Source organism: Planococcus halocryophilus, assembly GCF_001687585.2.
Taxonomy (GTDB): Bacteria; Bacillota; Bacilli; order Bacillales_A; family Planococcaceae; genus Planococcus; species Planococcus halocryophilus.
Window position 1 is genome coordinate 932,492 of sequence record NZ_CP016537.2, and the last position, 26,640, is coordinate 959,131.

Genomic DNA, 26,640 nt, shown 5'->3' on the forward strand with positions numbered 1-26,640 from the left:
CTATAAATAGGGAGGACTATGCATGCATGATGAAAAAACTTGTGCATTTGAACAAAAAGCAAAAGGACGCCGTAAACCATAAAACGATCTGAACGATTTGTTTCCAAATAAAAAAACGAAGCCAATAAAATGGCTTCGTTTTTTATTTTATTTCATAGTTGCGACATGCTTCCATAATTGTTCAACCAGTATGGATAATTCAGATTCAATCATTTTGTCATTTGCTAATGTTGTCAAGACACTTTCAATCAATGGTTTTCTAGGGTTGTCTGCAACAATTTCAGTTGATAAAAACAAAAGCAATTGTTGTGTGCTTGGGTGATGTTTTAGCTTTTCAGCATAGGCTTGAAACCGCGTCGAAAGCTCTTCAACACTAATAGCCTCGGCTAATGTCGTTGAAGGTAATCGTAATTCTCCAAGAAAGCTATCTTTTGCTGCAATTTGAAGAGTAACAGTTGCTTGCAAGCGACGGATAACAAACGTAGATAGATTTTCTGCGGGTAACTCTTCTTTAGAAGAAAGACGCCATAAGTGAATCAATTGTTGAACATAACCGTGAACAAAAGCGGCATTTTCTAAAGCATAAGGAGCCGCTTCTTTGCCGAAAACATCAATAATCCGCGAAGAAATCCACTCCATTTCCAGTGTATATTGTTTAACCGAAAAGGCTTTGAGTTCGGGGTCTTGTGAATAGAAGATACTTTCGTAAAGAGCAAAAAGATTTTTTTCAAGATTGAGTTTAATGCGGATATACAATTGTTGTGCTAAAACATCAGGATCGTTCGTAGGAAATCCAACCGCCGCCGCTAATCGTTGCTGGCGAATTTCGCTACCGATTGATTCCATAATCGCCATCAGACATTCAGATTTAGAACCGAAATAATTATAAAAAGTTCCTTTAGAGACTCCAGCTTCATCTAATATGTCTTGAATAGAAGTTGGATTATAGCCTCTATTAATGAAAAGTTCATAAGCAGCGGTTAATATTTGTTGTTTTTTAGGATTCATATACCTCACCTTTATACCGTTAGTTTATTTAATAATAACTTTAAAATCCTTTTATATCAAGGTTTTGAATTTACTTAAACTAAAAACTTGAAAATTTTATACAAGCGGTATAGAATAATCAAATGAAGAAATACAGAAAGTATATCATTTACGGAGGAAACGAGAAAATGACAGGACAGAAAAGAACCCCTTATGGCATTATCGCCATTTTATTTACCGGAGCATTTGTAGCGATTTTTAATCAGACCTTGTTGAATATTGCACTCCCTGAAATAATGCTTGATTTGAACATCGAAGCCTCAACAGCACAATGGCTTGTGACCGGCTATATGTTGGTCAACGGAATTCTGATACCAGCCAGTGCTTTTTTCATACAACGGTATTCTAACCGCTCGATTTTTATCATAGCAATGTCTTTATTTGTGTTAGGTACGTTATTTGCGGCAATTGCACCTGTCTTTAGCGTCTTATTAATCGGTAGAATGATTCAAGCATCTGGTGCGGCATTGATGATGCCATTGTTAATGAACGTCATGCTAGCTGCGTTTCCTGTTGAAAAGCGAGGATCTGCCATGGGTGTTTTTGGATTAGTTATGGTTGTTGCACCCGCAATCGGTCCTACACTTTCTGGATTTATCGTCGAACATTATTCGTGGCGCGTTCTGTTCTGGATCGTTTTACCGATTGCGTTAGTTCCACTCTCATTAGGTATTTTTAAATTGAAAAACTTAACATTCCAAGACAGAAATATCTCGCTTGATAAAGCGTCACTCATTCTTTCAAGTTTAGGATTTGGTGGTGTGTTATACGGATTTAGTTCAGCTGGAACATTAGGCTGGGATAGCACGACTGTAATAGTAACAATTCTTATCGGTGTCGTATCACTAGTCGTATTTGGACTTCGCCAATTAAAATTGGACGAACCATTATTGGAAATTCGAATTTATAAATACCCAATGTTCGCATTGTCTTCTGCAATATCAATAGCCTTATCCATGTCGATGTTCTCGGCTATGATTTTAATGCCAATTTATGTTCAGACCATAAAAGGAATTTCGCCGATTGACTCTGGACTACTTATGTTACCTGGAGCATTGATCATGGGCTTTATGTCTCCTGTAACCGGTCGATTGTTTGACCGCTTCGGTGCAAAAGTGTTAGCGATTCCGGGGCTGGCCATTGTTGTCATCACAACTTATATGTTCAGTCAATTAAACCTAGATACGAGTTATGTTAGTATTATGTTGATTTATACATTGCGGATGTTCGGAATCTCTATGGTCATGATGCCTGTCATGACAAATGGCTTAAATACATTGCCAATTAAAGCTTACCCACACGGAACTGCCATAAATAATACATTACAACAAGTAGCAGGGGCTGTTGGTTCTGCGTTTTTAATAACCATCATGAACACGCGAACGTCAGCTACAGCGCAAGACTTAGCGGCAAATGGAATAGCACCAGAAGATATAAAAAATTTAGCAATGCTTGATGGCATTAACTTTTCATTTTTCGTTTCAACATTTATTGCGCTTGTGTCTTTAGTTCTTGCATTCTTTATAAAAAAACCAGTTAGACCAGTAACTGAAGCAGAAAAAGAAATTGTTTATAACAGAAGAGAAGTAACTGAATAATGAATAGAACCAGTCTGAATTCAGGCTGGTTTTTTTATATAAGTCGAGATTTATTTAGAACATAGTCAAGCTGATAAGCAGGGAAATGTTCCGCTTGATTTTGGTTCGAAAAAGACGGTGAAACCGCAAATATGGTACACTTAAAGCATTGAAAAAAAGGTGGAATCGCAAATGACTTTTATAAAAGAACTAAGTCCAATATGGCAAGAAAAATGGGAAAAAGCTGGATTTGATGCGGCAATGCCGATTCAAGATCAGATGATTCCAGAAATGTTAGCAGGAAATGATATCGTAGCAGAATCTCCGACAGGTTCGGGCAAAACTTTGGCATACGTCTTGCCGATTTTAGAACGAGTCAACCCTGAAAAACCAGCAATTCAAGCAATGATTGTAGCACCGTCACAAGAATTATCGATGCAAATCGTCAATGTTTTACGTGACTGGACAGAAGGAACAGCAGTAACTGTTACACAATTGATTGGCGGAGCAAACATGCAACGTCAATTAGAAAAGCTAAAGAAAAAGCCAACAATTGTAGTGGGTACGCCGGGACGTTTAAATGAATTAGTGAAAACGAAGAAACTCAAAATGCATGAAATTCGCATATTGGTATTAGATGAAGGCGACCAGCTAATGGCGCGTGAGCATCGGAACATTATGAAAGACTTGATCGAAAAAACGCAACAAGATCGCCAATTGGTTCTTGTATCAGCGACGATTACGGAAGAAATTGAACTCGTTGCCGAACGGTTAATGCAACATCCGACACGTCTTAAAGTTACGGCAGAAGATTTACCGATGTTCGGTAAAGTGACGCATTCATTTATCAAAGTAGATGAGCGTGATAAAACGGAATTGTTGCGTAGCATTTCGCATATTCCAGGTATGAAAGCATTGGCATTTGTTAATAATTTAGATCAATTGCTAATGAAAGAAAACAAATTAAAATTCCGCGATGCCAAAATCGTCACATTGCATTCTGAAATGAAAAAAGACGAGCGTAAAAAAGCATTAGATGCTTTCCGTAAAGGGGAAGTAGCTGTGTTAATCGCGACAGAAGTGGCAGCTCGTGGATTAGACATTGACTTAGTAACGCATGTTGTCCATGTAGATGTTCCGCAAACGATTGAACAATATTTGCATCGTTCAGGTAGAACCGGTAGAGCAGGAGCAGATGGGGAAGTATTGACTTTATTGGCATATGCTGATGAACGTCATTATAAAAAATTCACAAAAGAATTACCTTCGAAGCCTGTTCAAAAAATTATCCATAGTGGAAAGTTAATTGAAGGATCAAGCAAAACCATTGCGGCAAAGGGGAATAAACGATGAACTTTCAGGAAAAGCTTGAACAATACGCCGAATTAACGGTCTATGTAGGGTTAAATGTTCAAAAAGGACAATTTGTTGTTATTAACACGACGACAGATACACTTGAATTTACACGACTAGTTGTTAAAAAAGCATATGAAGCAGGCGCAAAACGTGTCCAAGTTAATTACGAAGATCCGGTACTTACTCGCACACATTTTGAATTAGCACCAGAAGATGCATTTAAGGAGTTTCCACAATGGCCAGTTGTTCAACGTGATGAAGTAATTAATACAGGTGGTTGTTTCCTATGGATTGATGCTGAAGACCCTGACTTACTGACAGGAATTCCAGCAAAACGTTTAGCAGACTGGCAGAAAACTGCCGGGAAAGCGTTAGAACGTTACCGTCAAGCCGTCGGAACAGATAAAGTCGCTTGGTCGATTGTAGCGATTCCATCGCCAAAATGGGCACAGAAGGTATTTCCAGAATTGCCGGCAGATCAACAAATGGAAGCTTTATGGCAGGCTATCTTTAAAACAGTAAGAATTGGTGAAGGCAATGCCGTGGAAGCTTGGAAAAACCATATTGCTTTCTTAGAAAAGCGTGCTGCACAATTAAACGATAAACGTTATGTGAAATTGCAGTATAGTGCACCTGGAACAGATTTGACGATTGAACTTCCAGACAAGCATATATGGATGTCTGGTGCGTCAAAAACACCTCAAGGCAATCCGTTTATCGCGAATATGCCGACAGAAGAAGTTTATACCGTGCCTTTAAAACATGGAGTAGACGGTACCGTTCGGAATACTAAACCTTTAGTGTATCAAGGCAATGTGATTGACGGCTTTACCTTAACTTTTGAAAAAGGAAAAATTGTTGATGCTCAGGCAGAAACAGGACAAGAACTTCTGAATGAAATGATCAATGCAGATGAAGGAGCGGCATATTTAGGTGAAGTCGCATTAGTGCCGCACCATTCACCGATTTCGGATTCGAATATTCTATTTTATAATACGCTGTTTGATGAAAATGCCTCGAATCATTTAGCAATTGGTGACTCTTATCCAACTTGTTATGAAGGTGCACGTGATTTAGAGCGGAAACAATTAGCTGCAATAGGACTCAACACGTCACTTGTCCATGAAGACTTTATGATTGGCAGTAGCAGTATGGATATAGATGGAATTATGGCGGACGGTTCAAAAGAGCCTATTTTCCGAAATGGAAACTGGGCATTTTAAGAGGTGATAGCAATGAAGAAGTACTGGATTTCAGCGTTAGCTGGATTGCTTCTTTTTAGTGGAACAGTTCAGGCAAAAGCGATGATAAATGCCCCTATAAATTATGTGGCAATTGGTGATTCTTTAGCAGCGGGTCAAACACCTATGCGAGAAATAGACAACGGTTATACAGATTTAATCTCACAAGAACTTATGCGCAATCAGTCGGTTACATTCTATTCCAAAAACTTAGCATTTCCAGGTTTTACAACAACTGATGTGTTAGAAAGCATCCAAACAGATGACGCAGCAGAACTATTAGCATCTGCAAATCTTATTACTGTATCAGCAGGCGCAAATGACTTGCTGCGCTTAGTACAAAATGATCCAATACAAGGTTCTTTGTCTTTTCAGCAACGTCAAGTGGATTTTTCTCTTAATGAGGCACGAAAAAATATGGAATCTATCTTAGCGGAACTTGCCGAGCAATCGCCGAATGCAGCTGTTTATGTAATGGGTTATTATTTTGCTTATCCACATGTCCGTGACACCCAGAAAAATGGGACGGGCAAACAGCTTGATCGACTAAACGAAATTTTGAAACAGACAGCTGAAAAAGCTGGAGCTGTATTTGTCTCTATAGATGAGTCATTCGGTGAAAATGCCATAAACCAAATTCCGAATCCTGCTGATGTTCATCCAAATAGAGCTGGTTATCAAGCAATGGCAAATGCATTTTTCACTGAATACAAAGAGGCATGGAGCGTAGAGGATTTCGAATTGCCAACCCCAAATCCATTGTCTTTTGAAGAAATTATGGAAACAGAAGATCAAGATAGTTCGGATAGTCTAGAGAGTCGTGACGATGAAAAAACAGCAGAAAGACCATCAGATCGCAGTCAGACGAATTATTTAGCATTGAGAGAAATGTTGCCTTATAGTTGATGACAGCAATGTAAGTTTCATCAATAAAAAACGGTCCGGCATATTTTGCCGGACCGTTTTTTATTAGCGTTTTTTTTCACGTGTAGTAGATTGTGTTGTCGTGGTTTGTGTAGTTTTGCCTTGTTTTCTTTTGTTTAGTACTTTTCGAATAATTGGATATGCGATAGGTCCGTATTTAATAGCGGATTTCAATAATCTTCCTAGAGCCATTTAAATCTCTCCATTCATGAGCGTGATATTATTTATTTCCCCAAATGTACCAGAAGCAAACCTATTCGGCATTTTGTACATGAGCGAGCAAGATGTTTTTATATGCATGAACACTCGAAATTAATACATATTCAGCGTTGCCATGCCAGTCGTCTCCAGTTGGACCAAATTCAATTGCACCTTCGCCACCGTTTACAGCAGCATAATACCGCGTATCAGCAGCACCATGCTGACCGAATAAAGTCGCTTTTTGATCAGTTGTTTTGAGAATTGCTTTTTGTAAACTTTGAATATAAGGATTTTCTTTTGTTGTTGTTAAAGCAGGTGTCGATCCAGATGCTTTATATTCCATATCAACATTTACTGTATCGGCTACGCCAGCTAGCTGACGAACAATTTCATCTTTGTCTTGCCCTGGCATATAACGGATTTCATATGACATTTCGCAAATTGCAGGAACGACATTATAGCGATCTCCTGCTTTAATAATAGGTAAGTTCACAGAAGGCTGTTCATAGTATTCAGTTGATTCTTTTCGGAAAGGTAAATCGTAAATCCCTTGGTGAAATTTCATAGCCGATTCAATGGCATTCACGCCTTCCCATGGACGACTGCCATGAGCTGGTTTCCCTTTAAATGTGATGTCCATGCGTAAGACACCTTTAGATTGCAATCCGACTTTTAACCCTGTAGGTTCTCCGCAAATAACGAAGTTTCCATGGTAGCCTTGTTCAACTAGCCATTTAGATGTGTTTCGACCACCAGTTTCTTCATCCGTTACAATATGTAATTGGACATTACGCGTTAAATTCGGACTATCTAGTTCAACGAAAGCTTGCATCATCGCGGCGACACCCGCTTTCATATCGGCAGAACCTCGACCGTATAAACGATCTTGTTCTACGACCGGTACAAATTGTTCTTCGTGACCTGGCACTACATCTACGTGACCGTTCCAAACAATTGTTTCAGTTCCGTGACCTTTAGCTGCGGTTAACATCAAATACCCATTGTTATCATGAATAGTGACATCTTCACCTTTATCTTTTAACCAATCAGCACAAAATTGAAGAGCTTCGTTCGCTCGTACTTTCGTATCGCTTTGAATTTTGATTAAATCCTTTAACAGTTCAATCATTTACTTGGCAGGCCAAAATACCGGCTGCCTCCACCACCTTTCGCCTTTCATTTCTAGTCTTTACTTTACCCTATGACTGCATCTTAAAACAGCCTTGCTAAAAAGTAGCTGCTTGTGTACAATACAGGTGAAAGTTAAATATTTGTATACACCACAAGGGGAGCTTTTGCTGAGAGTGAACATCTGTTCTTACCCTTTGAACCTGTAAGTTAATACTTGCGCAGGGATGTGGATAGAAACCGGTCCTTACAACGACGCCTGGCTCTGTCCTGGCGTCGTTTTTATAATGGTTTTATTCGCGACCCTTCTGGTGATGTGCACAACACATAAGGAGGAAGTCATGAGAAATAAAAAAGTATTGTTAATGATGGAAATTGCGATTTTTGCAGCTCTTGGATTTGTATTGGATTTTATATCATTCCGTATGCCACAAGGCGGTTCAGTTAGTTTAGTTATGATTCCAATCGTCTTAATCGCTTTTAGAAGAGGGGTTGGGGCAGGCGTTTTAACTGGCTTTTTAGTAGGCTTGTTACAAATTGTTTCTGGCTTTATCTCTGTAACACCTTTGTCGTTCGGTTTCGTCGTTATGCAAGTATTATTAGATTATCTATTAGCATATGGTGTGGTTGGATTAGCGGGCGTTATGCGTACAAAATATTTGCAACATGCAGAAGCGAAGCAGACAAGAAAGATGCTGATCGCGATTGTGTCAGGTGTGCTCATTGCATCCGTATTACGCTATTTTGTGCATGTTGTCACCGGCATACTGTTCTTCGGTATGTTTGCTGAAGGCAATGTGGTAATTTACTCTGCTGTATATAATGCCACGTACATGATTCCGGTATTTTTACTTGCTGCCTTTGTTTGTTCAGTACTTTTCGCAGCTGCTCCAAAATTGGTAAACGCCGATGCTTAATGGTAAAAGGCTGTCTTCGGACAGTCTTTTTTTCTATTTATTGCTGGAAGAGATTCGAACAGGACGGAAGCCTCTGTTTTAATTTTGTGGTATAATTCTTGAATAGAAAAGCTTGAAAGAAGGGTATTTAATGATCGCAACTACTGAAAAAGATATTGAAATGTTAAAAAAAGCTGGCCAAATGGTGGCTGAAATTCGTGAAACGATGAAAGCAGCAACGAAAGCTGGAGTCACGACAAAAGAAATTGATGAATTAGGCGGCAAATTATTTACAGAGCTTGGTGGCGTATCAGGGCCGAAATCAGAATATGATTTCCCGGGTTACACGTGCATCAGTGTAAATGAAGAAGTGGCTCACGGCATTCCGGGTAATCGTGTAATCAAAGACGGAGACATTGTGAATATTGATGTTTCTGGTTCATACGAAGGCTATTTTTCCGATACGGGGATTTCATTTGTTGTAGGACAAGGACATGCAGAAAAAGAAAAAATCTGTGCAGCCGCTGCTTCTGCTTTTGATCGCGCGATGACAAAAGTTAAAGCGGGTGCAAAACTGAACCAAATTGGTAAAGCTGTTGAACGCGAAGCAAAAGAGCAAGGTTTGTTCGTTATCAAAAATTTAACGGGACACGGCATTGGTAAATCGCTTCACGAAGCGCCTCAGCATATTTTAAATTATTACGATGCTTGGGAAACGACGATATTAAAAGAGGGCATGGTGCTAGCAGTAGAGCCCTTTATCTCGCAAAAGTCTGAACACATCATTGAGTCAGGTGATGGATGGACATTTATCACGCCAGACCAGTCATTAGTTGCACAAATTGAGCATACGGTTCTTGTGACAAAAGGTGAACCAATTTTGCTTACAAAGCTGAATAACTAATTGCTTTTACCATTCCAACTTAAAAAACCTGCGGACAACTCGATTTCACGAGATTGTCTGCAGGTTTTTAAGTTGTTGGTGTTCGTTTTTTAATTAGCAAAATGCCTGTCAAAATTACGCCACTCAGGAATAGAGAAGCGGTTGTTACTAGCATTTCACCAGTCCCATGTTTGATCGCAATTCCGATAAATGCCCAAATGAAAACTAAAGCATAAGGAATGTCCATATGATGAAAACGAATATGCAAAGCAAGTGCAGTGGCAATGGTCAGCATAATCACTGTCCATAATTGATCACTCAGTCCCCACCCGTTCCAATTATAATAAGTTAAAACAAAACTGATATTGGCAATAGTTGCTACGCTGATCCAACCCATATTAATCGAAATTGGCAGGCGTTCAGTAAACGATTTTTCTGAATTTCCATATTGTAAGTAAAGGAAGATTAAGGCGATTAAATAGCCAAGCATTGCAACGATTGATGTGGCAAAAAACTCATAATGCCACAATAGCAGCCAACTGATATTAAACACGCAACTTAACGTGAACATCAGTGACGTGGTGTATGAAGGAGTTTGTCCCTTTCGTAAGCGCACCCAGAAAGCGATGATCCAAACAGCTAACAAAAGATAGATAATGCTCCAAATTGAAAATACGTAACCGGCAGGCGTAAACAGAACCAAAAGTCGATTAGACACTTCCCCTGTAGTTTGTCCATTTAATGGCAAAGTGTTTGCCAAAGTATTCATAACAATTACTGCAATGAATGCAATTGTCATCAGTAAAACACGAATCATACGAAACCCCTCCCTTACTCAAGTATACCTGCCACAGTTTCAATCAACAATTAACCTTTTCCAAATAAATCCCTAAAAATGTCGATAAGGTGAAGTGTTGAAGAAATGAAGGGAATAATATTCCAGTATCAGAATAAAAAATGATATACTAATAAGTGTTTTTAGAAAATTTAGTTTACCAGGGGGCATAACCATGACAGTTAATTATCCGGAAACATGGGATTTGGATACGCTATTTTCAGGCGGCAGTGAATCTCAAGAATTGCGACTACATATGAACCAAGCAGTAACGATGCTTACTGAATTTGAAAAGCTTGTTCAAAAATTTAAAGTGCCGACTGTAAAAGAAGATGCCAAAAACGTATTCGACTTGCTAGAAAAAATGAGTGAAGTGATGCGACATTTAAGCCAATCAGGTGCTTTTATCGGCTGTCTGATGGCGCAGAATACACAAGATAAAAAAGCGGGAATTTTAGAAAGTGAAGCCGCTTCGCTTTCAGCGCGTTTCCAACATTCTTTTCAGAAAATCCAACAAGATTTAACAAAGACCGAAGACGCGGTATGGACACAGTTGGTGAATGAAAATCTTCTACGTAAATTCACATTTGTTTTGAATGAATGGCGAGAAGAAGCCAAACAACTGCTTTCTGAAAAAGAAGAAAGTGTGATTACAGCGTTAAGTATTGATGGATATCACGGCTGGGGTCAGCTATACGATATGCTAGTCGGAGAAATTAATGTGACGGTAACGGTTGATGGAGAAACAAAATCATTATCGGTTGGGCAAGCAAATAACTTAAGTTCACATAAAGATCCTGCTGTTCGCAAAGAATCTTATGAAAAGCTAGAAGAAGCTTGGACAGAGAAGGAAGAGTTTTTTGCAAAAACTTTAAATTCTATTGGAGGATTCCGTCTGGAAGTTTATAAAAAACGTGGATGGAAAAATCCGCTCCAGGAACCGTTGCATATTAACCGGATGAAGCAAGAAACACTGGATGCGATGTGGGGAGCAATTAGCAAAAATAAACAACCTTTCGTCGAGTACTTAGCTAAAAAAGCTGAATTGCTTGGCAAAGATAGTTTAGATTGGTATGACGTAGATGCACCGGTAACTAAAAGTACGCAGCAATTTTCTTACCGAGAAGGGGCAGAATTTATCTTAAAGCAATTCAGTAAGTTTGGTCCTGAATTGGAGTACTTTGCAAAACAAGCGTTTGAAAAAGGATGGATTGAAGCGGAAGATCGTCCAAACAAACGACCAGGTGGATTTTGTACGGGCTTGCCGTTAAGTGAAGAGTCACGTATTTTCATGACTTATAGTGGGTCTATGTCTAATGTAGCAACATTGGCACATGAACTTGGTCACGCGTTCCATTCTTATGCATTGCGTCCTGTTCATTCGTTAAACCGCTCGTACGCTATGAACGTAGCAGAAACAGCTTCTACATTCGCTGAAATGATTGTTGCAGATGCCGCAGTGAAAAATGCCCAGTCTAAAGAGGAGAAAATCGCATTACTCGAAGACAAAGTTCAGCGAAGTGTCGCATTCTTTATGAATATCCATTCGCGTTTTCTTTTTGAAACACGATTTTATGAAGAACGTAAAAAAGGGGTCGTTCCTGCAGCTCGTCTAAATGAATTAATGGAACAAGCTCAAGAAGAAGGATTTGCCGGAGGATTGGCTTCAACACATCCGCATTTTTGGGCATCTAAACTTCATTTTTATATTACTCAAGTGCCATTTTACAACTTCCCGTATACGTTCGGCTACTTATTCTCGTTAAGTGTGTATGCAAAAGCTCTAGAAGCAGGAAGCAGCTTCGAAGAAAAATATATGGCTTTGCTTCGTGATACAGCAGTAATGTCTGCAGAAGACTTGGCGATGAAACATTTGGGCGAAGATATTACACAACAGGCGTTCTGGGAAAAAGGAATCGCTTTGTGTGTCCAAGATGCCAAGGAATTCATCTCACTGACATCTGCTGAGGCTTAAGATGAACTTGCTTTTTGAGGGACAGACTTGTTATTTGCGCAGTTTAACAGTAGAAGATGCAGAAGATATGGTGCAACTGCTATTGCGAAATCGGGGATATTGGTCTGTCTACGAACCCAGCCACCGCGATAGCTATTTTACACCAGCCATTCAGCGAGAAAAAATTCGAGAGTCGATTTACCAAGCGAGAGAAAATCGGGAATATAGTGTAGGGATTTTTGAACATAACACAAACAAACTTATTGGTCATATTTCTGTATATAGCGTGAAACGAATGCCTTTTTTAAGCGCTTTAGTTGGTTATTCAATCGATGAGGTGTATGTCGGTAAAGGAATTGCTACGGAAGCTGTGAAGCTAATGGCCGTCTTTGGTTTTGAGCAATTGCGCCTTCACCGAATCGAAGCATATGTTTCACCGGATAATATCGGTTCGATTCGGGTATTAGAGAAAACGGGATTTCGTCAAGAAGGCTTACTTAAGCAGTTTCTTTATATCAATGGCGAATGGAAAGACCATTACTATTACGCGATGGTGGAGCAAGAATTTTGACAGGGTAAGGCCACCTATAAAAAATGGTGGAATGAGTTGCATCGCTGGTTTGAATCGTGAATAACGAGAGAAGAAGGTGTGAAGAATGGATAAAGATAAATTATTCTCTTATCATAAATGGGCGGCAATCGCTTGTTTACAACATGTACAAACATTGGGTGAAGAGTTTTACAGTAAAGAAGGAGTAAATTCTTTTGCTTCTATTCAAGAAACAACAGAGCATGTTCTAGGAGTAGAGAAGCTGTGGTTACTCCGAATGTCGGGCGTTACGAATCCAAAGTTCGAACATTTTGATGTAGAAACAACAGATAAAGCAATCGAAGCTTATGGATCACTCCATGAGGAAATGGGAGTTTTTTTCTCATCTCTCACGGATCAACAGTGGGAGGAGACACTTCATTACCGGAATATGCGCGGAGATAAATTTTATACGACAAGAGAAGAAATGTTGTTCACTTTTGTTAATCATGCAAGCTACCATAGAGGACAAGTTACATCTTTGCTCAGACAATTTGGCAAAGAAGGAATCGCACTCGATTATATCTATTACCAAAAAGAAAACCGCTGAGAATTTCTCAGCGGTTTTCGTTACCATTGACAACAACATCTAATTTTCCAGTTGTGGGGTCAATAACTAGCCCATGCACAGGAACGTTTTTATCTAATAATGGATGATGACGCACCATATTAACACTATGGGCAACACTTTCCGTCACATCATCAAATCCACGAAGCCAACCTTCTAAGTCTACTCCAGAGTATTCCATCATCTCAATGGTCTTTTCATCTATTCCTCGGATTTTCATTTTATCAAGAATTTCTTTAGGTTTAATTGCGGACATCCCACAGTCATGGTGTCCAATAATATAAATTTCATCTGCATTTAACTCGTACACCGCGACAATTAGGCTACGCATGATGCCACCAAAAGGATGATTAATGACAGCCCCAGCACTTTTCACAATTTTTACATCACCATTTTTGAAATTCATTGCTTTTGGCAACATTTCAAAAAGCCGCGTATCCATACATGTTAAAATAACAACTTTCTTATCCGGAAATTTAGTGGTCATATATTGCTCATACCGTTTTTCTTTCACGAATTCTTCGTTGTACTCTAAAATTTGGTCTAATAAAGCCATTAACCTTCCCCCTTATCGAATAATACTCTTTTATTTTAATCTAAATTTATAAGAAATACGAATTACAAAAGGAATAATTTTAGAAATCAGGAATATAGTCATCTTTCAATAATTAATGTTGATAAATAGTATGTTTTCATATAATCATAGCTACGATAAAGGAAAAAAAAACTAAAGAAAACCCGTGAATTGGGGTCTGCTTTAGCCTCTATGCATTTAACGCGACATCTTTTCTAATTGTTTAATCATACCGAGTGATAATCCGGTTCCAATCGCCACAGACTCCAAAGGCTGAGGTGCGATATGGACAGGTACTGAAATTTCTTTTGACAGCCATTCCTGTAAACCTTTTAAAAGTGCGCCACCACCAGAAATAACAACGCCTTGGTCCACCATATCACCCGACAACTCAGCTGGACAATTTTCCAACGTTGCACGAATGCATTCAAGAATGGCGGATAACGATTCTTTAAGCGCGTCTTGTGTTTCAAGAGAACTTAAAGTAATGGTTTTTGGTAAGCCTGTCATAATATCACGGCCACGTATGTCCATCTTTTCAACTTCATGAGAGACTGGTGCGTATCCAATTTCTTTTTTAATATTCTCAGCAGTGCGTTCACCGATCAAAACATTGTATTGTTTTCGGACATAATGAATAATATCTTCATCCATGCGATCGCCAGCTACTTTGACGGTGTTAGATGATACGACTCCACCAAAAGAGATGATGCCTACTTCTGTTGTGCCTCCGCCAATATCGACAATAACACTTGCAACAGGTTCACTGATGGGCAAGTTTGCGCCAATTGCAGCTGCTACAGTTTCTTCAATCAAATGAACGGTTTTTGCACCACTTTTTTTAACTGCATCATGAATTTCACGGCGTTCTACCTTAGTAGCTCCGGATGGAGTACAAACCATAACGGTAGGTTTACGAAAAGTACTACCAAGTTGTTTCAAAGCTCTTTGCATAATGATTGTCAATAATTCTCTCGTAACATCGAAGTCTGCGATGACACCATCTTTTAACGGACGGACGATAAGAATAGAATCTGGGGCTTTTCCAAGCATCGCTTTTGCTTCATTACCAATGGCTAAAACTGTTCGTGTTTTAGCATCCAGTGCAACGATTGAAGGTTCATTTATGATGATTCCTTTTTCTTTTGTATAAACCAATATGTTTGCAGTTCCTAAATCAATACCAATAGCTGTCGCGGAAAACATACATGAATACCTCCTATAAATAAAAACGTTTACTTGTTCAAATTTTATCATTACACACTAGCGAACGAAAGAGTCCAAGGAACCTAAAGTGGGAAAAGTAAAAAAATACCTTTTGCAATAAATTAAATAGCAAACAATATAAAAACCGGCTTCAATAAAGAAGCCGGTTTTTATCGCTTAGTATTTTTTTCAGGAAGAGGATCTACATGCTCTGAATCATGCGTGTGAAGCTCTTTCCCAAGAAAGTGAAGAAGCGTAAAGAAAAACATGAAAATTACGACCATAAAACCAAGGACGACTGTAATGCCATAAAACATAATGATAACTCCTCTCTAAACTGTAATTATCAATATTTAGTATAACTGATTTTGGAGGAAAAAATAAGTGTCGAATTATCGATACTTAAAAAGCCCAGTTGCCGCCGCGGAAAATCGGTTCGCGCGAGCCGTCTTCCAAAATGCCATCAATGTCCATTTCTGAAGAGCCAACCATAAAGTCGACGTGCGTGATACTTTGGTTTAAGCCGTTATCCAATAATTCTTCTTGAGACATTGTTTTCCCACCTTCGAGGCAAAATGCATATGCACTGCCGATCGCGAAATGATTCGAAGCGTTTTCATCGAATAACGTATTATAAAATAAAATATTCGAATCAGAAATCGGCGATTGATGAGGAACCAATGCAACTTCTCCTAAGAAGTGTGAACCTTCATCGGTAGCAATCAGTTGTTTCAGAACCTCTTCACCTTGAGCAGCTGTTGCATCGACAATCTTCCCGTCTTTAAATGTTATTTTAAAGTCATCAATAATATTGCCGCCATAACTTAAAGGTTTGGTGCTCGAAACAAAGCCGTTAACGCCTGTTTTATATGGAACGGTGAAAACTTCTTCAGTTGGCATATTAGCCATAAAAGTATCACCTTTTTCGTTGACCGACCCAGCTCCGCACCAAAGATGACCTTTAGGAAGCGCTACTTCTAAATCTGTTTTCGGTGAAGTGTAATGAAGTTTCGTATACTTTTTATCGTTCAAGTAATCAACTTTTGTATGCAGTAATCGGTTATGTTCGGCCCACGCCTCAATTGGTTGATCAAGGTCTGCACGAACAGCTTTAAAGATCGCATCCCAAAGTGCATCAACTTGCTGTTCTTTTGGTAATTCAGGAAATACTTTAGCTGCCCAATTCTCTGAAGGTGCTGCTAGAACGGACCAGCTAATTTTATCGGATTGGACATATTGACGATATTTGCTCAATGCCTGTCCAGTCGCTTTTTGTGATGCGGCAATACGTTTTGAATCGATTCCCGATAATAAATCAGGACTTTGAGACACGATGCTGATAAATGCAGCACCTTGTTCTGCTAGTTGTTCGCGCTCTTGAACTTTCCAAGCAGGAAATTGTGAAAACGAATCCTCTGGTGCTAATTCAAAACGTAGACGCGCAATAGCATCGTCAGACCAATCTACATACACTTGTTTAGCTCCTGTTTCATAAGCTTGTTGTGTAAGTAAACGTACAAATGGAGCGGAATCAATGGTAGCAGCTATATAAAGTTGCTGACCTGGTTGAATATTTACGCCCACTTTTATAGCTAGTTCAGCATAGCGGGCTAATTTCTCATTAAAAGACGTCAAATAAATCTCTCCTCTCATCTCTTCTATAGTAGCAATTTTCAGTCACAGCCTGCAATCATTTATACCAGTCTTTCAAATTAATTATTTTCCTTGTATTATATATTGCAAAAGTTTATAATTAAACAAAAGTTTAAATAGGGGGTGTAGATATGAATCAGAAAGAAGTGGAAGTGTTGGAATTGATCCGCCGAAATCCTTATCTGTCCCAACAGGAAATGGCCGAAAGGTTAAATATGTCCAGACCTTCGCTTGCCAACTTCATCTCAAATTTAATGCGACAAGGTAAAATTTTGGGGCGCGCGTATGTATTGCCAGAAGAAAAAACGGTTATATGTATCGGCGGTGCCAATGTCGACAGGAAATTCTTAATGCAGCAGCCTGCGCAAATGGGCACTTCAAATCCGGCATCTGTTTCTGGGAGTGTCGGTGGAGTTGCAAGAAATGTTGCCGAGAATTTGGGTCGACTAGGCAATTCTGTTAAGCTACTGTCCATTGTTGGAAATGATCCTGAGTGGGAGTTAATTGAAGCTGCATCAAATTCTTTTATGTCAACAGAGCTCACTAAGGCGGTTGAAGGTCTTTCAACTGGAACATACACAGCCATTTTAGAACCGGATGGCGAAATGATACTGGCAATGGCGGATATGAAAATTTATGATTTTATGACACCAGCTTATCTTTCCAAAAATGACAGTGCTTTATTGTCTGCTGCTTTTCTTGTAATCGATTTAAACTGTCCCCGTGAAACGGTAGAATATGTGCGTAAATTAGCTTTAGCTAACGAAATTCCATTAGCGGTTATTCCAGTATCGGCTCCAAAGATGAATCATTTAAGTGAGGATTTGTCAGGTGTCAGTTGGTTGATTTTAAATCGTGATGAAGCAAGTAAGTATTTGGAGATGTCCATCGAGACGACAGAAGAGTGGCATCTGGCCATTCAACGACTTTTAGATCGAGGAGCAGAATCAGTCGTCATCACAGGTGGGAAAGATGGCGCTATAGCCGGAAACTCTATAGACACTAAACATTACACTTCCATACAAGTCGAACATGTAGCCGATGTCACAGGCGCAGGAGATGCATTCTCGAGTGCAATCGTCCATAGCATATTAGAAAGCCAAGACTTAGACACGGCAATTCATGCGGGTATGGTGAATGCAGCAAAAACATTAGAAAGTAATTCGACTGTTCGTCATGAACTGACAGCGGTACAACTACAAAAAGAACTGGAGGAATTACAATGAACAAAATGATTTCATATTCAACAGAAGTACAACAGGCACTAGAGGGCAAAAAACCAATCGTAGCACTTGAGTCAACAATCATCTCGCATGGTATGCCTTATCCGCAAAACGTGGAAACAGCTCGTATCGTAGAACAAATTATCCGTGATCATGGTGCCGTTCCAGCAACTATTGCAATTATGGATGGCGAGATTAAAATCGGGTTGTCTGAAGAAGAATTAGAACTGCTTGGTAATACTCCTGGGGTTTCTAAAGTTTCAAGAAGAGATATCGGTCAAGTCATCGCAACAAAACAAATTGGAGCGACAACTGTAGCAGCTACGATGATCTGCGCAGAACTTGCAGGTATTCGCGTTTTCGCTACTGGGGGTATCGGGGGAGTACACAGAGGCGCAGAAACAACAATGGATATTTCAGCAGATTTAGAAGAACTATCAAACACTGGAGTTGCTGTTGTATGTGCAGGAGCAAAATCAATTTTGGATATTGGGTTAACAATGGAATACCTTGAAACAAAAGGGGTTCCTGTTATCGGCTACCAAACAGATGTGATGCCAGCATTCTACACGCGTTCAAGTAACTTTGATTTAACGTTCCGCACAGACAATACAGAGGAGTTAGCTAAAGTGCTAAAAGCAAAATGGGATTTAGGAATAGATGGCGGAGCAGTTATCGCGAACCCAATTCCAGCAGAACATGCTTTAGAAGAGTCGTTCATTAATGACATTATTGCACAAGCGATGACAGAAGCAAATGACCACGGCATTTCGGGTAAAGAAGTTACACCTTTCCTTTTAGGAAAAGTTAAAGAATTGACTGAAGGGAAAAGCTTGGTTGCCAATATCGAGTTAGTAAAGCATAACGCGAAAGTTGGAGCAGAACTGGCTGTAGCTTATAACAAACTTTAAAGAAATTTGTGAAAAGAAGTCCATTCGTGGGCTTCTTTTTTTGTTGGGCAGCGTTAAGTGGTTTTTAATCTCTTGGGTTTAGGGTAAAGAGGAGCAAGGGGTTGAGACAGATGAAAACAGATGTGTTCATTGGCGGAGGTGGAATTGGTGGATTGACGCTTGCTTTAAAATTAGCTCAACGAGGCATCCAAGTGATTCTTGCCGAGCGAATGGCTGTAAAAGCACCTACTTATAAAGGAGAACTTCTACAACCAAAAAGTATGCAGATTTTTGATGAACTTGGAATTTATGAGCAAGTATGCAATCGGTCAAACGAAATTAAAGTATTAGACATGCTTGAACTTTCTAGCTCGTTACAAGTAAAGGATCAATCGTTCATGGATTACAACGTGTTACCAGGTAAATACAATGCAGCTTATATGATGCATCATGAAGAGTTAAAGTCGGTTATTTTAAAAGCCGCCTGTGAATATGATAATTTCCAGTATTTAAAAGGTACGGCTTGTAAAGGCTACGGAGATAAAACAGCTGTTCTTCAAAAAGGAACGGAGAAATTTGAAGTGGAAGCTCAGTTTTTCTTTGGGGCAGAAGGGCGATCCTCGGTTACACGAAAAGCGATGGAAATAGAAGTTAAGCAAACTACTTACAATCATCATTTTTTGACAGTTACTTTCCCGCGAGCGAATGATTTTACAGATGGCAAAATCATTTCTACATATAATCGTTTTCTTGGTCTTTTTCCTTTGCCAGACGATCAAGTTCGCAGCGTTTACTTAATCCCACCAGGAGATTACAAACAATTAAAAGAAAAACCAATCAGTCATTTTCATAAACTCTACACAGATTTAGCTCCTGTAGTAGATGGATATGTTCAGCAGCTAAGCGATTGGAAAAAAATCCAATTGATGATTCCTGTAATGTATCATGCTAATTCTTATGTGAAAGGCAATAAAGCAATCATTGGAGATGCATGTCACGCTGTCCACCCTATGGCAGGAGAGGGGATGAATATGGCGATACAAGACGCAGATATTTTAGGAGAATTAACGGCAGATATGTTCGAACATAAAAAAAACACATTCAGGCAATTTGAAGTGGTACGAAAACGTGCGCTATAAACGTGCTGATCACGTCATTCAATTGAGCCATTTAGCAGCATTAGCCTATTCGTTTCCATTTAAACCGGTAAGCTATATCCGTCAGCGAACATTTGAACGTATGGAAGAAGATCCAATTCTCCATTTTAAACAAATGTTGAATGTTTCGGGTCTTGGCATGTGGAAAGAAAATGTTCGTGATCGATTTATTCAAGGTGGCATTATGCCAGTACGTATGAAAGATTTACCGAAAGATCGTAAAGAATTAAAATACTATACACCGGAAGATGATTATCCATGGAAAACGGAGGGACTCAAATGATTGATGTGATGAAGATGTTTAAAGCAAGAATGTATATGAAACGGAACCAGCCTTTTTTATACAGTTGGCATGCGTATGTTGGTTATGAATTGGACTTATTTAAAGCGTTCGAGCGCCCAATGACAAAAAGGGATGTAGCAGATGCCCTTCAACTTGACGCAGACTTATTAAATCAGTGGGTTAGCGTAGGTGTATCAATTGGCCATTTAAAAGAAGCGGGAAGAAGTCGTTATAAAATCTGGAATGCTTGGAAATTGCCAAAACCAAAAGGCAATAATTCCTCTGGGGTACTCTTAAAAGAAATGATGGAATTGCATATTCCAACACTTTTAAGTTATCCCGACATGATGCGTAACCAAGACCGTCTGCATTACGATGAAGAAAAACACGCGCCAACTGTAGCGGAAACAAGTCGGTTGTTGGAAGTGTTGGCTCTTCCTAAAATTTCAAGACGTTTAAAACAAACACAAGCAGCATCAGTATTGGATATCGGTTGTGGAGAAGGTGGCTATATTAAAAAATTAGCCGAACGTTTCCCTAAGACGCATTTTACTGGAATTGAAATCAGCCCTTCTGTTACAGAAGTCGCGAAAAAACTAACAAAAGACAATAAAAATATTTCAATTGAAAATGCAGATCTGTGGAAATACAAACCTGATCAACCTCAAGACATGGTCATGATGAACAACGTAATTCACTATATCGATCTCGAGAAACGTCAAGAACTTTTTAATGAATTGGCCAGCTGGGTTAAAGAGAATGGCATGTTGTCGGTAATAACACCTATTGCCGGTGGCAGTGACAGCCCACCTTTTGCCAATGTCTTTAATAGCTTTTTCTCATCGTTCGATAATTTGTACCGCTTACCGGAACGTGAAGAATTAGCCGAATGGGGAGAGCAAGCAGGACTTGAATTACTAAGCATACAAACAGTTATAAAAGAAGGCGGTTGGTATGTTGTGCATTATGAAAAGAAAAGCTGAAGAAGCCGTTAAGGTTCGACAGGTATAAGGCGGCCCGGCGAAGCGACATGTTTACAGTCGCATAGCCGGGCTGCCTTATGACCCGAGAACCTGGCTTCTGAAGCTGGACAAAAAGAAAAGCTGAAACGACCGTTTTGCTCCGACAGGCATAAGATGAACTTCTGAAGCGGCGTTTTTTGCCGCGCAGGAAGGGCGGCTTATGACCTGAGGAGCAGGTCGTTGAAGCTGGACAAAAAAAGCTGAAGAAGCCGTTAAGGTTCGACAGGCATAAGGCGAAAATCAAAAAAATACCTTGAAGGCTTCAAGCCTTCAAGGTATTTTTTATGTGTTATTTGCGCAATGAACCAAGTTCAGTAGCAATGGCTTGCATTTCACTTGTACTAAATTTGTCGCGAGTTGAGACCATTTGGTATAAGTCGTGTAAATCTTCATATTGAGAAGCGTTGAAATGTTCAGCTTTCATTGCATCAACATTGACCATACGCAATTTCGCTTTTATTTCTTCAATCATAAAGCTGACATTTTCTGGAGAAGGTGTAGATAAGTCCATGATAAGTTCCTGCCTTTCAGGTGGGTATACTTTATCATTTCATTATTCAAATGCAATGTCAATTGCCAGCCTGTTTTGCTTCTTTTTCTTCTTTGATTTTTGCAACAATGCGTTTCGTTTCTAGAACAATGACGCCTGATAAACCGAGAAGTCCGATTAAGTTAGGGAACGCCATTAATCCATTCATGACATCAGAGAAAGTCCATACAACATCAAGTGAAACTGTTGCACCAACAAATACCATTAAGACAAACGCAATGCGATAAACAATTAGCAATGCTGGATTTTTAAATAGATATTGGAAACATTTCTCTCCGTAGTATGACCAACCAATAATTGTAGAAGATGCGAAGAAGATCAAGCCGATAGCTACAATAATCGGGCCCGCGCCTCCTAAAAATTGTTCAAAAGCTGCTGTTGTTAATGCAGCACCTTCAAGTGATTCATCTTTATAAAGACCAGACATAACGATTGTGACACCTGTGATTGAACAGATAATGATTGTATCAAAAAGTACTTGGGTCATAGAAACCAAAGCTTGGCGACCTGGAAGATCTGTTATTGCGGCTGCTGCGGCAATTGGAGCAGATCCAAGACCAGCTTCGTTGGAGAAAACGCCTCGCGCGACACCGTAGCGGATCGCGGCACCAATCGCGCCACCAACTGCAGCTTCGCCTGTAAATGCAGCACTAAAGATTGTGCCAAGTGCAGCTGGAATCAATTCCATATTAAGAATCATAATAATAATTCCTGCGATGATATAAAATAGCGCCATGAAAGGTACGAAGAAAGAAGTAACACGCCCGATACTCTTAATCCCGCCAAGCAAAACAAGGGCAGTGAAAATTGTAAGAATGATTCCAGTAATCCATGTTGGAACACTAAAGGTATCACGAACAACAGATGCAACTGAGTTGGATTGTGTTCCATTACCGATACCAAATGCAGCAATGGCACCAAAAATAGCAAATAATACCGCTAACCATTTTTGTTTTAACCCGTGTTCAAGGTAATACATAGGTCCGCCAGCCATTTGTCCTTTAGCATCGACTACACGATATTTAACAGCAAGAACGGCTTCACCGTATTTAGTAGCCATCCCGAAGAATGCAGAAAACCACATCCAGAAAATAGCACCCGGTCCACCAAGAATAACCGCTGTTGCGACACCGACAATATTACCGGTACCGACTGTAGCAGCCATTGCGGTTGAAAGTGCTTGGAAATGACTAATATCTCCTTTAGAAGTTGTATCTGTGTTTTTCGTGAAAACCAATTTTAATGCATAAGGCAATAAGCGAAGCTGTAGAACGCCAAGACGAACGGTTAAGAAAATTCCTGTTCCTACTAATAAAATTAATAAAGGTGGTCCCCATACTAAACCGCTTATCGTACCCAATAACTCTTCAAACTGTGCCATTATTAATCCCCCTTCTATCTCTCCTTTACTATCTATAAAACCTCCTGTAAACATAATATTCCGAAACTTTTTTAATATAGTCAAGCTATTTTTATAAAAAAAGCGTTTAGGTCTCTAAGGATTAGGGAAAATTCCTAACAGATGTGAAATTATTTATACTATTGGGAGGAATTTAGGATGAGTCAAAACAAGTTGATGACAGGGCTATTAGTAGGAGCAACAGTAGGAATTATTGTCTCACTATTTGATCGCAATACAAGAAACGATGTTATCGAAAAATCTAAAAAAGCGTCAGACAATGCAAAATACTATGCTTCGAATAGAGATGAACTAGTGCAAGCTTTCCAGCAGCAGGCTGAAAGAGCACAAAACTTATATTCTCGCATTTCTGAAGATGCATCTTATGTAGGTAGTAAAGTAAACGAATTAAAAGAAATGTCTCCACAAGTAAAGGAAATAGCGCTTGAAACAAAAGAGGCATTCTTGAATACGAAAGAAGCAGTTGTTGAAACGAAAGAAGATGTCGTTTCAGCAGTGAAAGAAGACAATCCATCTCCAACTACTTCATTAGGAGATAACGATACAGATCGTTCAAACAGTCAACCCAGCGGGAATACCAATTCAGAAAATCGGTTATAGGAAGTTTGTACCGATGAGACCCGCAGATCAGCAACCAACTGACAGCGAGAAACGCGCCTATTCAAAGACATTTGATGTAACGAAAGGTAGCGGGTTTTTGAAAGAATTGTTTCAGCGGATTAAAAACGTCGATGTGCCAGGGCTCGGAGCACAGTTGGCGTTTTTTTTCCTCTTATCAATTTTTCCCCTATTGATTTTCTTAGTTACCTTGTTACCTTATTTGGCGTTGTCTCGTGGTGAAATCTTCAACTTTTTAGAGGAAGTAGTACCTGGAACGGTCTATGTACTAATTGAAAGTACAGTGTTAGAAGTTTTAACCACACAAAATACGGGGTTATTGTCTTTTGGTATTTTAGCAACAATCTGGTCAGCAAGCCTGGGCATGAACGCGTTGATTAAATCGCTTAATCTCTCATACAAAGTTACCGAAAATCGTCCGATTCTTTTGGCAAGAGCGATGTCGATAATACTAACTGTGTTGTTGATTTTTATTTTAATAGTTGCATTGGCATTGCCAATCTTTGGAGAACAACTTGGCCGATTAATATTTTCGTTTTTAGGCTTAGAAGAAAACTTTTTAGTGGTTTGGAATTCTGTCCGTTTTACGATTCCAGCAATCGTTATTTTTGTTGCATGTGCAATTATTTATTGGCTGGCCCCAAATGTGAGACTTAATATTTTAAGTGTTTTGGCTGGAGCTGCTTTTGCTGCAACTGGATGGTTGCTAACATCTTATTTGTTTTCTATTTACGTTAAAAATTTCGGGAGTTTTTCAGCGACTTATGGCAGTATCGGGGCGATTATTGTGTTGATGCTTTGGCTATATGTCTCGGCGATGCTCTTGGTAATCGGTGGTCAAATTAATGCAGTGATGAATGAAAGACGGGATTTACTAAAGAAAAAGACGACATGAATTGTTGACAATTCATGTCGTCTTTTCTTATACATTTCGGTTTAGCATACGTAAACCGTTTAGAATCACTAAAATTGTACTGCCTTCATGACCAATTACACCGAGTGGAAGTGTTATGGCTTGGAAAAAGTTTGAGATGATTAATAACACAATAACAGCAACTGAAAAAAAGATGTTTTGTTTGACGATTCGCTGCATTTTTTTAGAAAGACGGATTGCGTATGCGATCCGAGATAAATCATTTTTCATCAAAATAACATCTGCAGTCTCCAGCGCAATATCAGTTCCTTCTCCCATTGCAATTCCAGTTGTCGCAGTTGCGAGGGCAGGGGCATCGTTTATGCCGTCGCCTGTCATAGCAACATATTCATACTTTTTCACTAGTTTTTTCAGCTCGTCAACTTTATCGGCAGGTAGGCACTCTGCGATATAATCGTCTACGCCTGTTTCTTTTGCTATAACTGCTGCGGTTTTACGATTGTCTCCCGTTAGCATAATGCAGTAGATATTTGATTTTTTTAGTTCTTCAATCGTTGATTTAGTAATGTCACGAACTGTGTCTTTTAATGCCATAGCGGCGAGTATTCCTTCACTGTCACGAACAAAGGTCACAGTCTTACCTTGATTGGCTAGTTTTTCTAATAAGCCATCTTCAAAATCTTCTGCTAGCGATTCTCCGACAAATTTCGGTTTTCCTACAAGAAATTCTTCTTTACTAATGGTTGCTTTCAAGCCGTTTCCTGGAACGTCTGTAATCATCAAGTTAGGCACAGGGGTAATTCCTTTGGAAACGACAAAGTCATTAATCGCTTTTGCTAAAGGGTGATTTGACTGCGACTCGATTCCAGCAATTCGTGCCATCGCTAGTTGTGGATCGGCTCCTTCGCGAATAACAAAATCAGTCACTTCGGGTTTGCCGCGCGTTAATGTTCCCGTTTTATCAAACGCAATGGCCTTGACCATACTCAAATTTTCTAAATGTATGCCCCCTTTGAAAATGATGCCGTTTTTAGCTCCATTTGAAATAGCTGCAAGGGTAGCAGGCATGATAGAAGCGACAAGAGCACAAGGGGAAGATACTACTAGCAAGACAATTGCACGGTAAAATGTGGTATTCCAATCCCAGCCAACTATATAATGAGGTAAAAATAACATAAGAACAAAAACCAAAATAACAACTTTTACATAACGCCCTTCAAACCGTTCGATAAATTGCTGAGAAGGGGATTTTTCACTTTGTGCAGATTGCACCAAGTCAATAATTTTTTGGAATAAGGTTTCAGTGCTAGGCTTTGTCATTTCCATCGTGATGGTACCAGATAAGTTAACCGTACCTGCAAAAAGCTCATCTTCTTTGTATTTAGAAACAGGGAGAGCCTCCCCACTAATTGCTGACTCGTCCACTGCCGTTTGCCCTTTTTGAAGGACTCCGTCTACAGGAACTCGTTCTCCTGGCTTTACGACAATAGAATCTCCAGTACTCAGTTCATTTAAAGAAACGAGAACCGTTTGATTGTCTCTAATTAACCAAGCAGTTTCCGGTTGAATGTTCATTAAAGACGTAATTTCTTTTTTGCTTTTGTTAATCGTGTATGTTTCTAACGCGCCACTTAAAGAAAATATAAAAATTAAAATAGCGCCTTCTGTCCAATAGCCAATAATAGAAGACCCGACAGCAGCTAAAATCATTAATATTTCAACATTTAACTGTTTGTTCTCGATGGTTTTCAAAATGCCATATTTGGCTTTGGCGTAGCCTCCAATTCCGAAGGCCAGTATATAAATAACGGCTGAGAGAGTAGCGTGTTGCTGTAGTTCGAGTGTGAAAGCGATTAGGATTAATATTCCTGACAATATGGAGGCAATTAATTCGATATGAATTTTGAAAAATGCCATGAGTGGCACCTCACTTCCTAGAATCCATTTTAATCAATCAAGAAGAATAAAGAA

General features: G+C 39.4%; 27 protein-coding genes and 1 riboswitch. Of the genes, 16 read left to right on the top strand and 11 right to left on the bottom strand.

Features of this window, described 5'->3' with window-relative positions; all coding sequences use genetic code 11:
* Window positions 1–147 precede the first annotated feature (147 nt).
* Window positions 148–1,008: a TetR/AcrR family transcriptional regulator gene (locus BBI08_RS04535; protein WP_065527794.1), complete on the bottom strand. Its 861-nt coding sequence runs from the start codon at window positions 1,006–1,008 to the stop codon at window positions 148–150.
* A 167-nt stretch (window positions 1,009–1,175) separates the two neighbouring features.
* Between BBI08_RS04535 and BBI08_RS04540 the strand changes: the two genes are divergently transcribed.
* The 4 genes from BBI08_RS04540 to BBI08_RS04555 all read left to right on the top strand — a co-directional run bounded on the left by BBI08_RS04540 (window position 1,176) and on the right by BBI08_RS04555 (window position 6,127).
* Window positions 1,176–2,645 carry an MDR family MFS transporter gene (locus BBI08_RS04540; protein WP_065527795.1) on the top strand — a complete coding sequence of 490 codons (1,470 nt, stop codon included), beginning with the start codon at window positions 1,176–1,178 and terminating at the stop codon, window positions 2,643–2,645.
* A 171-nt stretch (window positions 2,646–2,816) separates the two neighbouring features.
* Window positions 2,817–3,977 carry a DEAD/DEAH box helicase gene (locus BBI08_RS04545; RefSeq protein WP_008496096.1) on the top strand — a complete coding sequence of 387 codons (1,161 nt, stop codon included), beginning with the start codon at window positions 2,817–2,819 and terminating at the stop codon, window positions 3,975–3,977.
* Window positions 3,974–5,203, top strand: a complete 1,230-nt coding sequence (locus BBI08_RS04550) for an aminopeptidase (protein ID WP_065527796.1) — start codon at window positions 3,974–3,976, stop codon at window positions 5,201–5,203. Before BBI08_RS04545 ends, BBI08_RS04550 begins: the two co-directional genes overlap by 4 nt.
* 12 nt (window positions 5,204–5,215) lie before the next feature.
* A complete protein-coding gene (locus BBI08_RS04555) occupies window positions 5,216–6,127 on the top strand; it encodes an SGNH/GDSL hydrolase family protein (RefSeq protein WP_065527797.1) in 912 nt (303 codons plus the stop codon).
* 63 nt (window positions 6,128–6,190) lie between these two features.
* Here the strand turns inward: BBI08_RS04555 and BBI08_RS17095 are convergent, their stop codons facing one another.
* Together BBI08_RS17095 and BBI08_RS04560 are read right to left on the bottom strand one after the other, a co-directional pair.
* Window positions 6,191–6,337 (bottom strand): hypothetical protein, encoded by a 147-nt coding sequence (locus BBI08_RS17095; protein WP_008497165.1) that lies wholly within the window; start codon window positions 6,335–6,337, stop codon window positions 6,191–6,193.
* Window positions 6,338–6,398: 61 nt separating this feature from the next.
* The gene (locus BBI08_RS04560) at window positions 6,399–7,475 is read right to left on the bottom strand and encodes a M20 family metallopeptidase (RefSeq protein ID WP_008497164.1); all 1,077 of its coding nucleotides are present in this window, start codon (window positions 7,473–7,475) and stop codon (window positions 6,399–6,401) included.
* A 146-nt stretch (window positions 7,476–7,621) separates the two neighbouring features.
* Window positions 7,622–7,719: riboswitch (TPP riboswitch) on the top strand.
* Between the two features lie 96 nt (window positions 7,720–7,815).
* Here BBI08_RS04560 and thiT point away from each other — a divergent pair.
* Window positions 7,816–8,391 (top strand): energy-coupled thiamine transporter ThiT, encoded by a 576-nt coding sequence (gene thiT, locus BBI08_RS04565; RefSeq protein WP_008497163.1) that lies wholly within the window; start codon window positions 7,816–7,818, stop codon window positions 8,389–8,391.
* A 130-nt stretch (window positions 8,392–8,521) separates the two neighbouring features.
* Window positions 8,522–9,274 carry a type I methionyl aminopeptidase gene (gene map / locus BBI08_RS04570; RefSeq protein WP_065527798.1) on the top strand — a complete coding sequence of 251 codons (753 nt, stop codon included), beginning with the start codon at window positions 8,522–8,524 and terminating at the stop codon, window positions 9,272–9,274.
* Between the two features lie 67 nt (window positions 9,275–9,341).
* On the opposite strand, the gene BBI08_RS04575 is transcribed toward map, so the two are convergent.
* Window positions 9,342–10,070, bottom strand: a complete 729-nt coding sequence (locus BBI08_RS04575; RefSeq protein ID WP_008497162.1) for a hypothetical protein — start codon at window positions 10,068–10,070, stop codon at window positions 9,342–9,344.
* A 193-nt stretch (window positions 10,071–10,263) separates the two neighbouring features.
* Between BBI08_RS04575 and BBI08_RS04580 the strand changes: the two genes are divergently transcribed.
* From BBI08_RS04580 to BBI08_RS04590, 3 genes are all read left to right on the top strand, one after another.
* On the top strand, window positions 10,264–12,063 hold the full coding sequence (locus BBI08_RS04580; RefSeq protein ID WP_008497161.1) for a M3 family oligoendopeptidase: 1,800 nt from the start codon (window positions 10,264–10,266) through the stop codon (window positions 12,061–12,063).
* Window position 12,064: 1 nt separating this feature from the next.
* Complete coding sequence (locus tag BBI08_RS04585) at window positions 12,065–12,613, top strand: GNAT family N-acetyltransferase (protein ID WP_008497160.1); 549 nt, start codon at window positions 12,065–12,067, stop codon at window positions 12,611–12,613.
* An 85-nt stretch (window positions 12,614–12,698) separates the two neighbouring features.
* Complete coding sequence (locus tag BBI08_RS04590) at window positions 12,699–13,181, top strand: DinB family protein (protein ID WP_065527799.1); 483 nt, start codon at window positions 12,699–12,701, stop codon at window positions 13,179–13,181.
* Between the two features lie 7 nt (window positions 13,182–13,188).
* Here the strand turns inward: BBI08_RS04590 and BBI08_RS04595 are convergent, their stop codons facing one another.
* The 4 genes from BBI08_RS04595 to BBI08_RS04605 form a co-directional block, all read right to left on the bottom strand.
* Window positions 13,189–13,755 (bottom strand): beta-class carbonic anhydrase, encoded by a 567-nt coding sequence (locus BBI08_RS04595; protein ID WP_008497158.1) that lies wholly within the window; start codon window positions 13,753–13,755, stop codon window positions 13,189–13,191.
* A 216-nt stretch (window positions 13,756–13,971) separates the two neighbouring features.
* A complete protein-coding gene (mreBH, locus tag BBI08_RS04600) occupies window positions 13,972–14,979 on the bottom strand; it encodes a rod-share determining protein MreBH (protein WP_008497156.1) in 1,008 nt (335 codons plus the stop codon).
* 170 nt (window positions 14,980–15,149) lie between these two features.
* On the bottom strand, window positions 15,150–15,296 hold the full coding sequence (locus BBI08_RS17100) for a hypothetical protein (RefSeq protein WP_169819297.1): 147 nt from the start codon (window positions 15,294–15,296) through the stop codon (window positions 15,150–15,152).
* 85 nt (window positions 15,297–15,381) lie between these two features.
* On the bottom strand, window positions 15,382–16,614 hold the full coding sequence (locus BBI08_RS04605) for an aminopeptidase (protein ID WP_008497154.1): 1,233 nt from the start codon (window positions 16,612–16,614) through the stop codon (window positions 15,382–15,384).
* Between the two features lie 149 nt (window positions 16,615–16,763).
* Here BBI08_RS04605 and BBI08_RS04610 point away from each other — a divergent pair, with 149 nt between their 5' ends.
* From BBI08_RS04610 to BBI08_RS04625, 5 genes are all read left to right on the top strand, one after another.
* Window positions 16,764–17,858, top strand: a complete 1,095-nt coding sequence (locus tag BBI08_RS04610) for a carbohydrate kinase (protein WP_008497153.1) — start codon at window positions 16,764–16,766, stop codon at window positions 17,856–17,858.
* Window positions 17,855–18,766 (top strand): pseudouridine-5'-phosphate glycosidase, encoded by a 912-nt coding sequence (locus tag BBI08_RS04615; RefSeq protein WP_008497152.1) that lies wholly within the window; start codon window positions 17,855–17,857, stop codon window positions 18,764–18,766. The genes BBI08_RS04610 and BBI08_RS04615 overlap by 4 nt, the downstream gene beginning before the upstream one ends.
* 110 nt (window positions 18,767–18,876) lie before the next feature.
* Window positions 18,877–19,884, top strand: coding sequence for an FAD-dependent oxidoreductase (locus BBI08_RS04620; protein ID WP_335645629.1), 1,008 nt, complete (start codon window positions 18,877–18,879; stop codon window positions 19,882–19,884).
* A complete protein-coding gene (locus BBI08_RS17385) occupies window positions 19,874–20,185 on the top strand; it encodes a hypothetical protein (RefSeq protein WP_335645630.1) in 312 nt (103 codons plus the stop codon). The genes BBI08_RS04620 and BBI08_RS17385 overlap by 11 nt, the downstream gene beginning before the upstream one ends.
* Window positions 20,182–21,168, top strand: a complete 987-nt coding sequence (locus BBI08_RS04625; protein ID WP_008497149.1) for a class I SAM-dependent methyltransferase — start codon at window positions 20,182–20,184, stop codon at window positions 21,166–21,168. Before BBI08_RS17385 ends, BBI08_RS04625 begins: the two co-directional genes overlap by 4 nt.
* Window positions 21,169–21,496: 328 nt before the next feature.
* Here BBI08_RS04625 and BBI08_RS04630 read toward each other — a convergent pair whose 3' ends face one another.
* Together BBI08_RS04630 and BBI08_RS04635 are read right to left on the bottom strand one after the other, a co-directional pair.
* Complete coding sequence (locus tag BBI08_RS04630) at window positions 21,497–21,718, bottom strand: DUF1128 domain-containing protein (protein ID WP_008497148.1); 222 nt, start codon at window positions 21,716–21,718, stop codon at window positions 21,497–21,499.
* A gap of 58 nt (window positions 21,719–21,776) precedes the next feature.
* Window positions 21,777–23,138 carry an alanine/glycine:cation symporter family protein gene (locus BBI08_RS04635; RefSeq protein ID WP_008497147.1) on the bottom strand — a complete coding sequence of 454 codons (1,362 nt, stop codon included), beginning with the start codon at window positions 23,136–23,138 and terminating at the stop codon, window positions 21,777–21,779.
* Window positions 23,139–23,315: 177 nt separating this feature from the next.
* Between BBI08_RS04635 and BBI08_RS04640 the strand changes: the two genes are divergently transcribed.
* The gene (locus BBI08_RS04640; protein WP_008497146.1) at window positions 23,316–23,777 is read left to right on the top strand and encodes a YtxH domain-containing protein; all 462 of its coding nucleotides are present in this window, start codon (window positions 23,316–23,318) and stop codon (window positions 23,775–23,777) included.
* 13 nt (window positions 23,778–23,790) lie between these two features.
* Entirely contained in the window at window positions 23,791–24,690 is a 900-nt protein-coding gene (locus tag BBI08_RS04645) for a YihY/virulence factor BrkB family protein (protein ID WP_008497145.1), read from the top strand.
* Window positions 24,691–24,717: 27 nt separating this feature from the next.
* Here the strand turns inward: BBI08_RS04645 and BBI08_RS04650 are convergent, their stop codons facing one another.
* A complete protein-coding gene (locus BBI08_RS04650) occupies window positions 24,718–26,586 on the bottom strand; it encodes a heavy metal translocating P-type ATPase (RefSeq protein ID WP_040850663.1) in 1,869 nt (622 codons plus the stop codon).
* Window positions 26,587–26,640 lie beyond the last annotated feature (54 nt).

Coding starts and splice junctions, on each gene's coding strand:
- BBI08_RS04645 (WP_008497145.1), top strand. CDS start 23,791: ATGAGACCCGCAGATCAGCAACCAACTGACAGCGAGAAACGCGCCTAT.
- mreBH (WP_008497156.1), bottom strand. CDS start 14,979: ATGTTTTCCGCGACAGCTATTGGTATTGATTTAGGAACTGCAAACATA.
- BBI08_RS04590 (WP_065527799.1), top strand. CDS start 12,699: ATGGATAAAGATAAATTATTCTCTTATCATAAATGGGCGGCAATCGCT.
- BBI08_RS04555 (WP_065527797.1), top strand. CDS start 5,216: ATGAAGAAGTACTGGATTTCAGCGTTAGCTGGATTGCTTCTTTTTAGT.
- BBI08_RS04560 (WP_008497164.1), bottom strand. CDS start 7,475: ATGATTGAACTGTTAAAGGATTTAATCAAAATTCAAAGCGATACGAAA.
- BBI08_RS04640 (WP_008497146.1), top strand. CDS start 23,316: ATGAGTCAAAACAAGTTGATGACAGGGCTATTAGTAGGAGCAACAGTA.
- BBI08_RS04610 (WP_008497153.1), top strand. CDS start 16,764: ATGAATCAGAAAGAAGTGGAAGTGTTGGAATTGATCCGCCGAAATCCT.
- BBI08_RS04585 (WP_008497160.1), top strand. CDS start 12,065: ATGAACTTGCTTTTTGAGGGACAGACTTGTTATTTGCGCAGTTTAACA.
- BBI08_RS04615 (WP_008497152.1), top strand. CDS start 17,855: ATGAACAAAATGATTTCATATTCAACAGAAGTACAACAGGCACTAGAG.
- BBI08_RS04535 (WP_065527794.1), bottom strand. CDS start 1,008: ATGAATCCTAAAAAACAACAAATATTAACCGCTGCTTATGAACTTTTC.
- BBI08_RS17100 (WP_169819297.1), bottom strand. CDS start 15,296: ATGTTTTATGGCATTACAGTCGTCCTTGGTTTTATGGTCGTAATTTTC.
- BBI08_RS04650 (WP_040850663.1), bottom strand. CDS start 26,586: ATGGCATTTTTCAAAATTCATATCGAATTAATTGCCTCCATATTGTCA.
- BBI08_RS04580 (WP_008497161.1), top strand. CDS start 10,264: ATGACAGTTAATTATCCGGAAACATGGGATTTGGATACGCTATTTTCA.
- BBI08_RS04540 (WP_065527795.1), top strand. CDS start 1,176: ATGACAGGACAGAAAAGAACCCCTTATGGCATTATCGCCATTTTATTT.
- BBI08_RS04625 (WP_008497149.1), top strand. CDS start 20,182: ATGATTGATGTGATGAAGATGTTTAAAGCAAGAATGTATATGAAACGG.
- map (WP_065527798.1), top strand. CDS start 8,522: ATGATCGCAACTACTGAAAAAGATATTGAAATGTTAAAAAAAGCTGGC.
- BBI08_RS04550 (WP_065527796.1), top strand. CDS start 3,974: ATGAACTTTCAGGAAAAGCTTGAACAATACGCCGAATTAACGGTCTAT.
- BBI08_RS04575 (WP_008497162.1), bottom strand. CDS start 10,070: ATGATTCGTGTTTTACTGATGACAATTGCATTCATTGCAGTAATTGTT.
- BBI08_RS04595 (WP_008497158.1), bottom strand. CDS start 13,755: ATGGCTTTATTAGACCAAATTTTAGAGTACAACGAAGAATTCGTGAAA.
- BBI08_RS04620 (WP_335645629.1), top strand. CDS start 18,877: ATGAAAACAGATGTGTTCATTGGCGGAGGTGGAATTGGTGGATTGACG.
- thiT (WP_008497163.1), top strand. CDS start 7,816: ATGAGAAATAAAAAAGTATTGTTAATGATGGAAATTGCGATTTTTGCA.
- BBI08_RS04545 (WP_008496096.1), top strand. CDS start 2,817: ATGACTTTTATAAAAGAACTAAGTCCAATATGGCAAGAAAAATGGGAA.
- BBI08_RS04630 (WP_008497148.1), bottom strand. CDS start 21,718: ATGGACTTATCTACACCTTCTCCAGAAAATGTCAGCTTTATGATTGAA.
- BBI08_RS17095 (WP_008497165.1), bottom strand. CDS start 6,337: ATGGCTCTAGGAAGATTATTGAAATCCGCTATTAAATACGGACCTATC.
- BBI08_RS04635 (WP_008497147.1), bottom strand. CDS start 23,138: ATGGCACAGTTTGAAGAGTTATTGGGTACGATAAGCGGTTTAGTATGG.